A 13,226-nucleotide genomic window follows, 5' to 3' on the forward strand; every position below is an offset into this window, starting at 1 on the left:
CACTCTCCACAGACAACCCCTTCACCCCAAAAATCCACTCACCACAGACCGTCCACCCTCCACAGACCGTCCACTCACCACAGACCGCTCACTCTCCACAGCCCGCCCGCTCACCACGCAAACCTCACTCACCACAACAGCGGGAAACAGCGCGTTAATTTTCTCCACCAACCGCGACCGCTCTTGCCGATCCTCTCGTAACCCACTCATTGCACCGCCTCCAGATCAAACGCCAACGGCTCGACCACCTTGCGCTTGCCCACGCCATACCAATCCAGTTTGCGCGTCAGCACCATCACTGTTCCCAGCAGGCCGAACAACAGCAGCGAGCCCATCAGCAGCGCGTAATCCTCGGCGCTCAACAGCCCGTACAACAAGCCGTACAACGCCGCCAACCCCGCCGAAAACCCCAGGCCGTGGGCGACGCTGCGCAGCACATGGCACACATAAAAGCCGATCAACATCACACAGGCACTCGCCGAGATCAGGTACGCCAGGGCAAAACCCAAGTGCTCGGACAACGACAACAGCAGCAGGTAGAAGAACGCCAGCGCCACACCCACCAAGGCGTATTGAATCGGGTGCACTGCCAGGCTCTTGAGCACTTCGAAGAGGAAGAAGCCGGCAAAGGTCAGGGCGATGAACAGCAGCGCGTATTTGATCGCACGGTCGCTCTTGAGGTACTGGTCCACCGGATCGATGAAGTTCACGCCGAAGCTGCGGCTGTTGAAGTCCTCACAGCTGTTTTCGGACAAGCAGCCACGCAGGGCTTCTTCAAGGTTGGTGGAGAAGAACGAAGTCTGCCAGTTGGCGGTGAAGCCCTGGTCGGTGACCTCACGCTGAGCCGGAAGGAAGTTGCCGATAAAGCTCGGGTGTGGCCAGTTGGACGCGAGTGAGACCTGGCTGGTCTTGCCCACCGGCACCACTTGCAGTTGCTCGGTGCCCTGCAGGCGCAGGTCAAAGGCGAAGTCCATGGCGGCCGGTTTCTTGTTGTCCTGCGCCGGCAGTTCGACGTGTACACCTTCACCCAACCAACCGACCTGACTGCCCGGCGAGAACTCCAGGCGCTGGCTGCCCAGCTCCAGTTTCAGCGCGTTTTCGATACCGCGAATATCGCTGATGCCCACCGCCAGAAACGCCGGTTCAAAGCGGTAATCGGCATAGTTCTCGGTGATGCCCCATTGCTCCGGCAGCACAAAACGCCCGCTGATGCGATTGTCGGCGTGGAACAGCCGAGCTTGGTAAATGCCCCGTGCGCGCAGTTCTGTCTGCACCTTGCCGTCGAGTTCAAAACGCTCCGGAAGGAAATACAAACGACCACGCACTTCACGGGTTTCTTCGTAGCGCTTGTTGAGCTTTTCATTGAGCTTCCACTCACGCACGGTCTTGCGATACGGCACCACCATCACCGGGCCGGTGAGGCGTTGGGCGTAGCTGGAGCTGCGTGCGATGTCCATCAGTACGCCGTCGCGCAGTTGCTGGCGGTCGCTGATGATGCCGTTGATCATCAGCAACGGAATCAGCAACAGCAGGATCAGCAGCGCAATCGCGCCAAGTTTGAAAAGCAGGCTGCGGTTCATGGGTCTCTCCCTGTTTTGATGGAGAGAGAGTGGGCCGCGCATGTGGGGGATTTATGTGGGCAATGTGGAGACTGTGTGGAGATGCAGTTCTACGCGCACGCCGCCGGGGACGTTACCGATCTGCAATGCGCCGCCGTGAAGCTTCATCACTTCCTCGACAAAGTTGAGGCCCAGCCCCGTGCTTTTGCGTCCGCTGGCCGGGCGTGGCAGGGAATAAAAACGTTCGCTCAGGCGCGGCAACGCATAGTCGGGAATCGGTGCGGCCTGGTTGAACAGGCTCACCTGCACATCGTTATGGTGCGTCTGTGCAGCGAATGCCAACAGCCCGCCAGGGGGGGTGAAATCCAAGGCGTTCTCCAGCAGATTGCCCAGTGCCTGGCGAAGGAGGAAGGGCTCGCCGAACACCTTCACATCCGCCGCAATCGTCTGCTCCACTTGCAAGCCGGCGCCTTCGATCCGCGCACATTGGGCCTTGAGCACGTCGTCGACCAAGGCTGCCAGCGGGACACTCACCTGCTCTTCCAGGCCTTGGCGTTGTTCCACTTGCGCCAGGTTCAGCAAGCGCTCGATCAACTGCTGCAGGCGTGCGCTTTCACTGTCGATATTGCCGACAAAACGCTGCTGCTGCTCGCGGGTCATATCACCCTGCAACAGCTCTGCCGCGCCACGAATCGCCGCCAATGGGCTTTTCAATTCATGGGTCAGGGTGTGCACGTAATGCTCGACGTAGGCCTTGCCCTCCAGTTGCGTGCGCATGTGCTCAACGGCAGTGGATAACTGCTTCAACTCGCCGCCACGGTAGTGAGGCAACTCGGCGCGCCGGCCTTCGCTGACCGCCTCGGCATAGGCCGTCAGCCGTCGTAGCGCGACGCTCAACCACCACGACAACAGCGCGCCCAACAGCAGGCCCAGGATGACTAATCCGGCGCCGTACCACAGCAGGCGCCGCTCAGTGCGATCCACATAAGGCTGCAATGAACTGTTGGGCTTGGCCACGGTGACCACGCCGATGATCTGGCCGTTGTCGCGGATCGGTGCACCTACGTGCATCACTGATGAAGTGGCGTCATCCGGTTGGCTGCGGGTGGAGCGGGCGCCGTATTCGCCGCGCAGCGTCAGGTAAACATCGTTCCATTTGGAGTAGTCCTGGCCCACCGCTTCGCCTGTGGAGTCGAGCAACACGATGCCTTTGGCGTCGGTGACATAGATGCGGTGGTTGACCTGGTTTTTCGGCAGGCCCCATATGGTCGCGCCCGGCTGACGGTTCCCGTAGGCCTTGAGCAATTCCTGCCAGTGGCTTTGGCCGAGGGTGCGGTTTTTGACGTCATCGCGCAGGATCTCGGCCAACAGGTTGGCGGTGTCCACCAGGGTTTCCTCGGTGGACTGGCGCACGCCGGGACGGATTTCCTTCATCACCGTGCTGAGCACGAAGTAACCGGTGAGGCCGATAAACAGCGCGTACACCAGGAAAATCCGCAGTCCCAGGCGCATCAGCTGTTGCTCGGGCTGTAGCTGTAGCCCAGGCCGCGATGGGTCTGGATCGGTTCGGCGTCCGCCGCGACGCTACGCAGTTTGCTGCGCAGGCTTTTGATATGGCTGTCGATATTGCGCTCGTAGCCGGCATCCGCCGGTACGCCTACGGCATCCAGCAATTGCTCGCGGCTGAACACCCGCTCGGGTTGTTCAAGCAGGCTCTGCAGCAGGCGGAATTCATGGCGCGTGAGGCTCAGGGGCTGGCCCCGATAGGTGATCTGCATGCGTTCCAGGTCCACCTGGAACACCGCCGGTGCAACGCCGGGGCCGACCCGCTTGAGAATCGCCCTGACCCGCGCCGCCACTTCCCGTGGGCTGAACGGCTTGACCACATAATCATCGGCGCCGATTTCCAGCCCCACTACCCGGTCGATCTCAGCATCGCGCGCGCTGAGGAACATCACCGGCACTTCGGTGAAACGGCGCAATTGCTTGCAGGTTTCAAAACCGCTGATGTCGGGCAGGCCGATGTCGAGGATGATCAGGTCGGCGGGCGTCTGCCGCTGATGGGCCAATGCCTCCTGGCCGAGGCTCAGCCAGGTGGTGGTAAAGCCCTCGCCTTGCAGGGCGAATATCAGCGTGTCGGCTATCGCCGCTTCGTCTTCGACAATCAGGATGTGGGGCATGGGTTCAAATCAGCAGTCCGGTTTGTCGGCAGTGTACCGACGAGCCGGGTTTACCGCTGCGCCAAATTCACGCAAGGCCTTGGCGCCGATCAGCAACGGATAATTGAAGCTGCTGCGGTCGGTCAGGTTGACCTCGACGGTCCGCTTGACGTTGCCCAGACACATTTCCAGGTCGATCACCGGGCGCTTGGCGACGCTGGCTTCGTCCTTGTCGTCGTCTTCGTCGGCGCGGCTCTTGATCTTGCTGATGCGCGAGACTTTGTGTTCGTAGACCTTATCGGAGGCGTCCTTGCCGCCGAGACGGAAGCGCACCCAGTCATCGCCATCACGGGTGAAGGTGTCGATGTCGCGGGCCGACAGCGAGGCGGTCAGCGCGCCGGTGTCCATCTTGGCCTTGAAGGTTTCGCCGATCTCCGGCAGTTGAATGTATTCGTAGCGACCGTAAAGGGTCGGTTCGGCCGCCATGACAGGCAGCGCAACGAGGGCAAGCAAGGCAAGGATAGATTTCACGTAGGTGGTTTCCTTGAATTAAGTAGGCGGATTCTAGACCGCAAAAGCGACCGTTAGTTAGTCAGCCCAACATACCCGGAACATTGTGAAACATTCGTCCGACGCTTTGCGATTTGGCCTCTAGACTCAGCTTGCTTATCATGATCCGCCCACAAGATCCCAAGAGTTGCTTATGCGCCGCCTGCTCACCGGCTGTTTGGTCACCCTGCTGCTGTTACTCAATACGCTGATCCTGATCGGCCCCTTGCTGGTGTTCGCCCTGCTCAAGCTGGTGGCACCGGGGCGCTACCGTGACTATGCGTCATGGGCGGTGATGTGGATCGCCGAGACCTGGGCCGAGATCGACAAACTGATCTTCGCCCGCTGCATCCCGACGCAATGGGACATTCGCGGCGGCGACGACTTGCGCAGGGACACCTCCTATCTGGTCATCAGCAACCACCAGTCCTGGGTGGATATTCCGGCGCTGATCCAGGCGCTCAACCGGCGTACGCCGTTCTTTAAATTCTTCCTGAAAAAAGAACTGATCTGGGTGCCCTTCCTGGGCCTGGCCTGGTGGGCGCTGGATTACCCGTTCATGAAACGCTACACCAAGGCGTTCCTGGCCAAGCACCCCGAGCTGGCGGGCCAGGACTTGAAGATCACCAAACAAGCCTGTGAGCTGTTCAAGCGCCAGCCGGTGACGGTGGTCAATTACCTGGAAGGCACGCGGTTCAGCGAGACCAAACGCACGCAGCAGGACTCACCGTTCACCCAGTTGCTCAAACCCAAGGCAGGCGGTGTGGCGTTTGTGCTGGCAGCGATGGGGGAACAGCTGGACGCAATCCTCGACGTCACGGTGGTCTATCCGCAGCAGAAGATTCCGGGGTTCTGGGACTTGATCAGCGGCGCGGTGCCGAAGGTGATCATCGACATCCAGACCCGTGAGCTGGACCCGGCGTTGTGGCAGGGAGATTACGAAAACGATCCAGCATTTCGCCAGACCGTCCAGAACTGGGTCAACCAGCTCTGGAAGGAGAAAGACGCGCGCATCGAACAACTGCGCGCGCAGAGTATTTAGCTGCCGGTACCCCAGGCCTGGGCCAGTTTGCCCAGCACCGAACTGCTGGCGCCCTGGCCACCCAGGTATTGCAGGATCACCGGAGCGAATTGGCCGATCATGCCGCTGTCCATGCCCAACGCGCTGAATGCGGTGTTGAGGTCGTTTGTGTTCTTCACGTTACCCAGCAAGCCGTCCAGGCCGCTGGTCTTGCTGCCACCGGTCTGGCCGAGCATCCCGCTCAAGGCCCCGAGGCTGCCCAATGCATTGTTGCCCGACAGCTGATCCAGGCCCGGCACACTGTTGCCCAGTTGCGAATAATCGTTGCCGCTCAGTTTGTTCTTGGCCAGGCCCAACATCGCGCCGGTGCCACCAACGGCTTGCTCGGGGGTGATATTGAGTTGCGAGGTCAGCGCGCTCAGCAAACCGGCCGTCTCGGACGACGGTGCGGCGGCAGCGGCTTTGTTGCTACCGCCCTGCATGCCGGAAATGGCATTGGCCGCATCACCAAGGCTGAAGCCCGCGGCGAGTACGGGGCCGGCCGCCAGAGTCATCAGGCAGGAAAGGGCGAAACCGCGTGAAATCTTCATTGAAACAACCTCTGGATATAGGTGCGAAAGCAGGCGTTTGACTGGGCATTCCGGGGGATTGTTCCCACACCCGCATCCGAATCGCCCTGCCCTACGTATAGGCTTCATACGCTGCCCGGAGCTGGATGGAATGAATGCCCAAGCTGAACTAACCTCTGCCTACCGTGCGCAGTCCCGTCGCCCTCAAACGAGAGCCTGGAGAAGCCCTATTACGCTCACTGATGCTGACACGTTGCGGCCCCTGCTGGCCCAATGCGCCTTGGGCAATCGCCAAGCGTTTGAAACGCTCTATCGCAGTGTTTCGCCGCGTCTGCACGGGGTCGCCATGGTGTTTATGGGACGCCAGGACCTGGCTGAAGAGGTGCTGCAGGAAGCCTTCGTACGCATCTGGTACAACGCTTCGCGCTACGAAGCCCACCTGGCGGCGCCGATGACCTGGATGATCAACATCACCCGCAACCTGGCCATCGACCAACTGCGTAAACGCCGCGAACAGCCTTTGGCCGACGGTCAACAGGACGCCTTGCTCGACGAAGGCCCCAGCGCCTACGAACGGCTCGACAGCGAACGCGAAGCCCGCGCGCTCAACCGCTGCCTCGACACCCTCGACGGCATGCAGCGTCAATCGATCACTGTGGCTTACTTCCAGGGCCTGTCGTGTTCGGAGTTGGCCGAACACTTGGCCGCGCCGCTGGGCTCGGTCAAATCCTGGATTCGCCGCGGCATGGAGCGCCTGCGCAGGTGCCTTGAATCATGAACTACAAAACCACAGCCCTGCGCCGCGCCCTGGCAGCCGACTACGCCATCGGACTGATGCCCGCCACCGCCCGTCGGCGTTTTGATGCGCTGTTATTGGAAGACGCCGCGCTGCGCGTTGAACTGGGCCATTGGCAGGAAGCGCTTGCCAGCATGACCGGCGCATTGCCCGAGCGGCCGGTGCCCGAGCATGTGTGGGCGGGCATCAAGTCACGGATCGAGCCGCAGGTGCTGCACATGCCGGCCAAGAAACCGTTGTGGACGAACCTGCGACTGTGGGCGGCGGCGTTCGGGATTGTTATCGCAGTGCTGGTGGGCGTGTTGTACCAGCGCGACCTGGGTGTGGAGTACAACGCCACACTGGTCGCCGCCAACCAACAACCCGCGTTGCAGATCAAGGCCTTTGCCGACCACCTGCAAGTGGAACCCTTGTCACTGGCCGCCGTGACGTCGGCACAGGACCTGGAATTGTGGGCCATCAAGCCCGGAGGCAAACCGATCTCCCTGGGCCTGGTGCCCGCAGTGGGCAAAGGCCGAATCCAACTGAGCGAAGCGCAGCGAGCCTTGCTTACCGCACCGCTGACCTTGGCCGTGAGCCTGGAACCACACGGCGGCTCGCCCACCGGGCAACCCACCGGACCGGTGCTGTATCAGGGCCAATTGGCATCACTTTGACCTGCAAGGGGGGCCAGGAACCCATCGCGCAAACCAGAGTCCATGACAGCACTGAAAGCCCTGTCAGGAACAACGTTATGAGCGCGACACGCCCCACAATCATTGAGCCAAAGCCGCCTTTCTGGAGCCGTCCACGCCTGTTTATCGGCGTCTGCGTGGCCGTGATCGCCGGCCTCGGCGGCGCGTTCTACACTCAGGACAACGTCAAGTCCGCCGCCACCCTGATCACCACCACCCAACAGCCGGCGGCGCAGGTCATGGCTCACAAGGATTACCTGGAAGTGCAACCCATCGCCATCACCGCACCCGCGCCGGACCAGAGCCTGGAACTGTGGGCGATACCCGACGGCGGCAAGCCCGTGTCACTTGGACTGATACCGGAGGATGGCGAAGGCATCATCGGCTTGAACCCGAGGCAGCAGGCCTCGATCAGCAAACCGGTGGAGTTGATGGTGAGTGCGGAGAGCAAAGGCGGCTCAGTGAGCAAGCAACCGACGGGGCCGACCGTCTATCAGGGGGCTTTGGCAACGCGCTGAGCCCATTGCCGCAAGGGTGCTCTGAGCACCCCGTTTTTTATCAAAATTGAATCTAAGCCACTGTCATTTCTCACAGTAGATGCTTGATGAAAACTCCCTCAGCATTCAAGTCCAATGCACAAGGGAGTCTCTCTCATGAACCTCAACCGTGTTGTTTGCCTATTGGCAATGCTCACTGTGACCGGTCACGTCTTTGCACAAACTTCTTCCTGCCCCAAGCCTGCCGACATCAAGCAATACCGGATGGACAAAGGCGGCTACCACTATGTGGCTGATGGTCCTTTGGATCAGAAATGGGCCGGCGAGAACGAGACCGCTAAAGAACTGCGCATGGCAAGCCTGGAATTCACGGCGGCAAACTACAAGCCCATAAACGACGAGAGAAACAGCATGCCTGCGGTCATCTGTGATTACTCCGGGGCCGGCGATGACGCCGTGAGACTGGTACTAAAACCTGTGCATCAGTTCTCACATGCGCCCAATACGTTCTGGGAAGCCAACTACTGCAAGGCTAATGACAACTTGAAATGCATGTTCAACCATCAATGAACGTTGCGCTGCGTAGGGCTGATTTGTAGTCATCAGCCCTAACTTATGTAGTCCGTTTCCGAAACGCTACCAACCTCCCTGTACACGCCTTACATCCCTTAAGGTGCCTTCTTATGGTCCTGCGCCTCAGTCTTGGAGGTGTACGCGATGCAGGGACCTTACGCATTTATCAATGAACGGCCGCAGCCTTATCCGTTGCTCAATGTTTAAGGAGGCAAGTTGGTAGCTGGCGTTGGTGGCTCATACTTGGGAGCAAGACTTGGAGCCTCGATTGGCATCGGCGCCTGCATGTTAGTTTTTGGAATACCCACGGCTGGCGCCGGAGCCTTGGCATGTGCCATCGTCGGCGGTGCCGCAGGCGGCCTAGGGGGAGCCGCGCTGGGAACCGGACTTGCGCAAAGCACAGGCGATTTTATCTATAAGACTGCGAGGGATTAAATGGTCTGGTTCTACCTCGGTATGGGTTCAGTCATCCTGATGCTATTGAGCTTTCCGCTGATCTTTTGTGCCATGTATAAAAAGCTGGATGCTGCAGAAGGCTATGTGCAATACAGCACCTATCTAGTCGTGCAAAAACATATCTTCCGTAATTCACACTTTGAAGGACGCCCCCAGCGCGTATTCGCCATGGCGACGATTATTCTTATTCCAAAAATACTTCAATGGAAACATCTGGTGCTTGTTGAGGACGTTGAAAGAATACCAAGACACCTTAGGTATTGGATGGTGATACCGACACTCACTGCCTGCCTATCCTTTGCAGGCATGTTTATCAGTTGGTTTTTTATATAAGACTTATCTGCGATAAAAAAGGGCGACTCTAAGTCGCCCTTATCTATCAACTACGCCGCACTAAACAACTTATGCGGATCAATCACAAACTTCTTCGGCACAACCGCATCAAACTCGCCGTAAACACGCGGCGCGTCATCCAGGCTGATCACCTGCAGCAATTGGAGGTTGTACTTCCCCCGAACTTGCTGCTTCGGGGGTGCGCAGTAGCCTCGCGCCGGCCCCCAACAATCCTCTTTTCACCATAGCGGGGCAAGCCCGCTCACCACAAAAGGTAGGTGCAAGCCTGATCTTTCGTAGTCCGTTTCCGAAACGCCACCAGCGCCCCGGCCAGCGTCTTACACCCGCCTTGGCGTCTTCATATAGTCGTGCGCCACAGTCCTGGAGGTGCACGCGATGCAGGGAGCCTATGCATTTATCAATGAACGGCCGAAGCCTTATCCGTTGCTCAAACTGAGCCTTTCTCTCACCCCAAATACCCAAACCAAGTTCGACATCCTCAACCAACACATTCGCAACGCCGTAGTACTGCCTGGGCAACTGGTCATTATCGGGGACAGCCGGACCGCTTCTTGTACCGCTGAAGAAGCTCGCTTGATGCAATCAGCCGCTAACGTCAAGCATGCGCTGTTGGCACACTCCGCCGCTGATCAATTTATGATCAAAAACTACGATCAATTGCAGACCATCATGTCCCATGCGTCTTTGGGCATCGGCAGTGTGAGCGGTGCTTGGAGCAAGCACCTGACGCAGATAGAGCAGACGCTCAAGGAAATCGATGAATTGCATAAGCAGTACCTGAGGAACGGTACCGTGAGTGCGAGAAATGAATTTCTGGTTAAGCGTAGGGCGTTGTTTGCGAGGCTGGATGGTCAACTGTCAGGGTTGGCACGGTTGGGGACGGGCCTGAAAAACGAAGGTTCGATTAAAAAGATGCTGGGGATTTCCACTAAGAGTTATTGGCATCATGGGGAGATTCAGGGGTATGAAGCGACGGTAAAACGTATAGCCAAGGCGTCGCAGATATTGAAGAAGGGCACTTACATTGGTCTTGCGCTGGATGTTGGGTCGACAGCATTGGAGATAGCAGAGGCGTGTTCCACCGGGCGTGAGCAAGAATGTACACAAGCGAAATATGTTGAAGGATCCAAGTTAGCGCTTGGGCTCGGAGGAGCATCCTACGGCGCATCTGCAGGCTTCTATATCGGCATGGGCGCCTGCATGATTATTTTTGGCATACCTACAGCGGGCACAGGAGCCTTGGCATGTGCGGTCATCGGCACTGCAGCAGGCGGCTTCGTTGGAAGCAAGGTTGGAAGTAAGTTAGGAGAGCACACGGGTGCACTCCTCTACAGGGCGATGGAAAATTAAATGATTCTGGAATATATCGGCATGTGCGCGGGGGGCATCATGCTACTCAGTATCCCGCTGACCTTTTACGTCATGTTTGAGAAGCTCGATGCAGCAGAACGCTATCTGCAATACAGCTCCTTTATTGCTGGGTTCAGACATACCTGCCGCTTTCTTCCTTTTGAAGGAAGACAGTCACGCCTATTCGCCATGGCCACCGTCATTCTTATCCCGACAGTCATTGAATGGAGGGGAATGGTACTTGTCGAGGACGTTGAAAAAATCCCCAAAAACCTCAAGTACTGGATGGTCATACCCTCACTCATAGCACTTACATCATTCACAACCATGGTAATAAGTGGATATTTTGCTTATTACTGACACGCCAAAAAAACAAGGGCACCCTTGGCGCCCTTATATTTACTCCAAGTCTTACGCCGCACTAAACAACTTATGCGGATCAATCACAAACTTTTTCGGCACAACCGCATCAAAACCGCCGTAAACACGCGGCGCGTCATCCAGGCTGATTACCTGCAGCAATTGGAGGTTGTACTTCCCCCGAACTTGCTGCTTCGGGGGGCGCAGTAGCCTCGCGCCCGCCCCCAACAATCCTCCTTTCACCATAAGGGTTTGGTGCCGCTTCGCAGCCCAGCGCGGGGCAAGCCCGCTCACCACAAAAGGTAGGTGTAAGCCTGATCTTTCGTAGTTCGTTTCCGAAACTCTACCAGCGCCTCGGCCAACGTCTTACACCCGCCTTGGCGTCTTCATATAGTCGTGCGCCTCAGTCTTGGAGGTGTACGCGATGCAGGGACCTTACGCATTTATCAATGAGCGGCCACAGCCTTATCCGTTGCTCAAACTGAGCCACAAAACTTGGGGAGGCTAAATGGATCCGACATTTATCGGTATGTTGTCAGGAGCCATCATGCTACTCAGCCTCCCACTCAACTTTTATGTCATGTTCGATAAGCTCGACGCAGCGGAACATTATCTGCAACGCAGCACATACATCGTGGGGACGCAACATACTCTGCGCCGTTTGCACTTTGAGGGGAGACACGTACGCCTATATGTCGTGGCCACGGTTATTCTTCTGCCAAAATTATTTCAATGGAGAAACCTGATAGTCACGGAGGATATTGAAAAGATCCCAAGACGCCTCAGATGCTGGATGGTTATACCCTCACTCATTACCCATCTATCAGCCCTGACGATGTTTATCAGTTGGCTGTTAATAAAAGCTTGATCTCCACAAAAAAAGGGCGACTCTAAGTCGCCCTTATCTATCAACTACGCCGCACTAAACAACTTATGCGGATCAATCACAAACTTCTTCGGCACGCCCGCATCGAACTCGCCATACCCACGTGGTGCGTCATCCAGGCTGATCACCTGCACACCGACGATTTCAGCAATGTTGATACGGTCCCACATGATCGCCTGCATCAGTTGGCGGTTGTACTTCATTACTGGCGTTTGCCCAGTGTGGAAGCTGTGGGATTTGGCCCAGCCCAGGCCGAAGCGGATGCTCAGGCTGCCCATTTTCGCGGCGGCATCCACAGCACCTGGATCTTCGGTGACGTACAGGCCGGGGATACCGATCTTGCCCGCCACACGCACCACGCCCATCAGTGAGTTGAGCACCGTGGCCGGGGCTTCGGCCTTGACGCCGTCGTGACCGTGACCGCGTGCTTCAAAGCCTACGCAGTCAACCGCGCAGTCCACTTCGGGCTCGCCGAGGAGCGCGGCGATTTGTTCGTGCAATGGGGTGTCGGTGGAGAGGTCGACGATTTCAAAACCCTGGGCCTTGGCGTGGGCCAGGCGGATGGAGTTGACGTCGCCGATGATCACCACCGCCGCGCCCAGCAGGCGTGCAGACGCAGCAGCTGCCAGGCCGACGGGACCGGCGCCGGCGATGTAGACGGTGCTGCCAGGGCCAACGCCAGCAGTCACCGCGCCGTGGTAGCCGGTGGGGAGAATGTCGGAGAGGCAGGTCAGGTCACGGATTTTCTCCATGGCCTTGTCACGGTCGGGCAGTTTCAGCAGGTTGAAGTCGGCGTATGGCACCAGCACGTACTCGGCCTGGCCACCGGTCCAGTCACCCATATCGACGTAGCCATAAGCACCACCGGCACGGGCCGGGTTGACGGTCAGGCACACGCCGGTGTGCTGTTCTTTGCAGGAGCGGCAGCGGCCGCAGGCGACGTTGAAGGGGACGGAAACCAGGTCACCGATCTTCAGGTTTTCGACGTCGCTGCCCTTCTCGATCACTTCACCGGTGATCTCGTGACCGAGCACCAGGCCGGTCTGGGCGGTGGTGCGGCCGCGCACCATGTGTTGGTCGGAGCCGCAGATGTTGGTGGAGACCACGCGCAGGATGACGCCGTGTTCAATCTTCCTGCCACGGGGGTCCTGCATTTTGGGATAGTCGATTTTCTGTACTTCGACCTTGCCGTTGCCGAGATACACGACACCACGATTACCAGACATGCTTTCACCTCGCTGTTGTTTTTATGGAACTGCGTTGCCCGTTGGGTGGGCAGCGCGTTTAAGTGCTCGGGTACAGATGCTGTTATTGCGTTGTTTGTGAGGGCCTCAACGGGGGCAAGCCCCCTCCCACAGTTGACCGAGTTCTACCTTTGGAATGCGGTCGAATGTGGGAGGGGGCTTGCTCCCGATGGCGGCAG

At 58.2% G+C, this 13,226-nt stretch carries 14 protein-coding genes and 1 pseudogene; 8 read left to right on the plus strand and 7 right to left on the minus strand.

Annotated features, from left to right (window positions below):
• Positions 1 to 206 precede the first annotated feature (206 nt).
• The 4 genes from creD to rloA2 are packed head-to-tail and all read right to left on the minus strand — an operon-like array spanning position 207 to position 4,249.
• Positions 207 to 1,580, minus strand: a complete 1,374-nt coding sequence (creD, locus tag G9Q84_RS03990) for a cell envelope integrity protein CreD (RefSeq protein WP_099601655.1) — start codon at positions 1,578 to 1,580, stop codon at positions 207 to 209.
• A gap of 51 nt (positions 1,581 to 1,631) precedes the next feature.
• Positions 1,632 to 3,071 carry a two-component system sensor histidine kinase CreC gene (gene creC / locus G9Q84_RS03995; protein ID WP_181642922.1) on the minus strand — a complete coding sequence of 480 codons (1,440 nt, stop codon included), beginning with the start codon at positions 3,069 to 3,071 and terminating at the stop codon, positions 1,632 to 1,634.
• Positions 3,071 to 3,739: a two-component system response regulator CreB gene (creB, locus tag G9Q84_RS04000; RefSeq protein WP_032883959.1), complete on the minus strand. Its 669-nt coding sequence runs from the start codon at positions 3,737 to 3,739 to the stop codon at positions 3,071 to 3,073. Before creB ends, creC begins: the two co-directional genes overlap by 1 nt.
• 9 nt (positions 3,740 to 3,748) lie before the next feature.
• Positions 3,749 to 4,249, minus strand: a complete 501-nt coding sequence (gene rloA2, locus G9Q84_RS04005; protein ID WP_032883961.1) for a retropepsin-like aspartic peptidase RloA2 — start codon at positions 4,247 to 4,249, stop codon at positions 3,749 to 3,751.
• A gap of 172 nt (positions 4,250 to 4,421) precedes the next feature.
• On the opposite strand from rloA2, the gene G9Q84_RS04010 reads away from it, so the two are divergent.
• Entirely contained in the window at positions 4,422 to 5,309 is an 888-nt protein-coding gene (locus G9Q84_RS04010) for an acyltransferase (RefSeq protein ID WP_181642923.1), read from the plus strand.
• Here the strand turns inward: G9Q84_RS04010 and G9Q84_RS04015 are convergent.
• Positions 5,306 to 5,878, minus strand: a complete 573-nt coding sequence (locus tag G9Q84_RS04015; protein ID WP_032883963.1) for a DUF2780 domain-containing protein — start codon at positions 5,876 to 5,878, stop codon at positions 5,306 to 5,308. The two genes, G9Q84_RS04010 and G9Q84_RS04015, sit on opposite strands and share 4 nt — an antisense overlap.
• A gap of 130 nt (positions 5,879 to 6,008) precedes the next feature.
• On the opposite strand from G9Q84_RS04015, the gene G9Q84_RS04020 reads away from it, so the two are divergent.
• The 5 genes from G9Q84_RS04020 to G9Q84_RS04040 all read left to right on the plus strand — a co-directional run bounded on the left by G9Q84_RS04020 (position 6,009) and on the right by G9Q84_RS04040 (position 9,186).
• Complete coding sequence (locus G9Q84_RS04020; RefSeq protein ID WP_122754275.1) at positions 6,009 to 6,635, plus strand: sigma-70 family RNA polymerase sigma factor; 627 nt, start codon at positions 6,009 to 6,011, stop codon at positions 6,633 to 6,635.
• A complete protein-coding gene (locus G9Q84_RS04025) occupies positions 6,632 to 7,309 on the plus strand; it encodes an anti-sigma factor (RefSeq protein WP_181642924.1) in 678 nt (225 codons plus the stop codon). The genes G9Q84_RS04020 and G9Q84_RS04025 overlap by 4 nt, the downstream gene beginning before the upstream one ends.
• A 77-nt stretch (positions 7,310 to 7,386) precedes the next feature.
• A complete protein-coding gene (locus G9Q84_RS04030; protein WP_032883966.1) occupies positions 7,387 to 7,845 on the plus strand; it encodes an anti-sigma factor in 459 nt (152 codons plus the stop codon).
• A gap of 135 nt (positions 7,846 to 7,980) precedes the next feature.
• Positions 7,981 to 8,394 (plus strand): DUF3757 domain-containing protein, encoded by a 414-nt coding sequence (locus G9Q84_RS04035; RefSeq protein WP_163033279.1) that lies wholly within the window; start codon positions 7,981 to 7,983, stop codon positions 8,392 to 8,394.
• A 438-nt stretch (positions 8,395 to 8,832) separates the two neighbouring features.
• Positions 8,833 to 9,186: a hypothetical protein gene (locus G9Q84_RS04040; RefSeq protein WP_032883970.1), complete on the plus strand. Its 354-nt coding sequence runs from the start codon at positions 8,833 to 8,835 to the stop codon at positions 9,184 to 9,186.
• 50 nt (positions 9,187 to 9,236) lie between these two features.
• Here the strand turns inward: G9Q84_RS04040 and G9Q84_RS29705 are convergent.
• A pseudogene (locus G9Q84_RS29705) lies at positions 9,237 to 9,362 on the minus strand (formaldehyde dehydrogenase, glutathione-independent); the annotation flags it as partial.
• 220 nt (positions 9,363 to 9,582) lie between these two features.
• Here G9Q84_RS29705 and G9Q84_RS04045 point away from each other — a divergent pair.
• Positions 9,583 to 10,557, plus strand: a complete 975-nt coding sequence (locus G9Q84_RS04045; protein ID WP_181642925.1) for a hypothetical protein — start codon at positions 9,583 to 9,585, stop codon at positions 10,555 to 10,557.
• Positions 10,558 to 10,917, plus strand: coding sequence for a hypothetical protein (locus G9Q84_RS04050; RefSeq protein WP_181642926.1), 360 nt, complete (start codon positions 10,558 to 10,560; stop codon positions 10,915 to 10,917).
• A gap of 912 nt (positions 10,918 to 11,829) precedes the next feature.
• On the opposite strand, the gene fdhA is transcribed toward G9Q84_RS04050, so the two are convergent.
• Positions 11,830 to 13,029 (minus strand): formaldehyde dehydrogenase, glutathione-independent, encoded by a 1,200-nt coding sequence (gene fdhA / locus G9Q84_RS04055; RefSeq protein ID WP_005792122.1) that lies wholly within the window; start codon positions 13,027 to 13,029, stop codon positions 11,830 to 11,832.
• Positions 13,030 to 13,226 lie beyond the last annotated feature (197 nt).

Origin of the sequence: Pseudomonas sivasensis (genome assembly GCF_013778505.1) — a bacterium.
GTDB lineage: Bacteria > Pseudomonadota > Gammaproteobacteria > Pseudomonadales > Pseudomonadaceae > Aquipseudomonas > Aquipseudomonas sivasensis.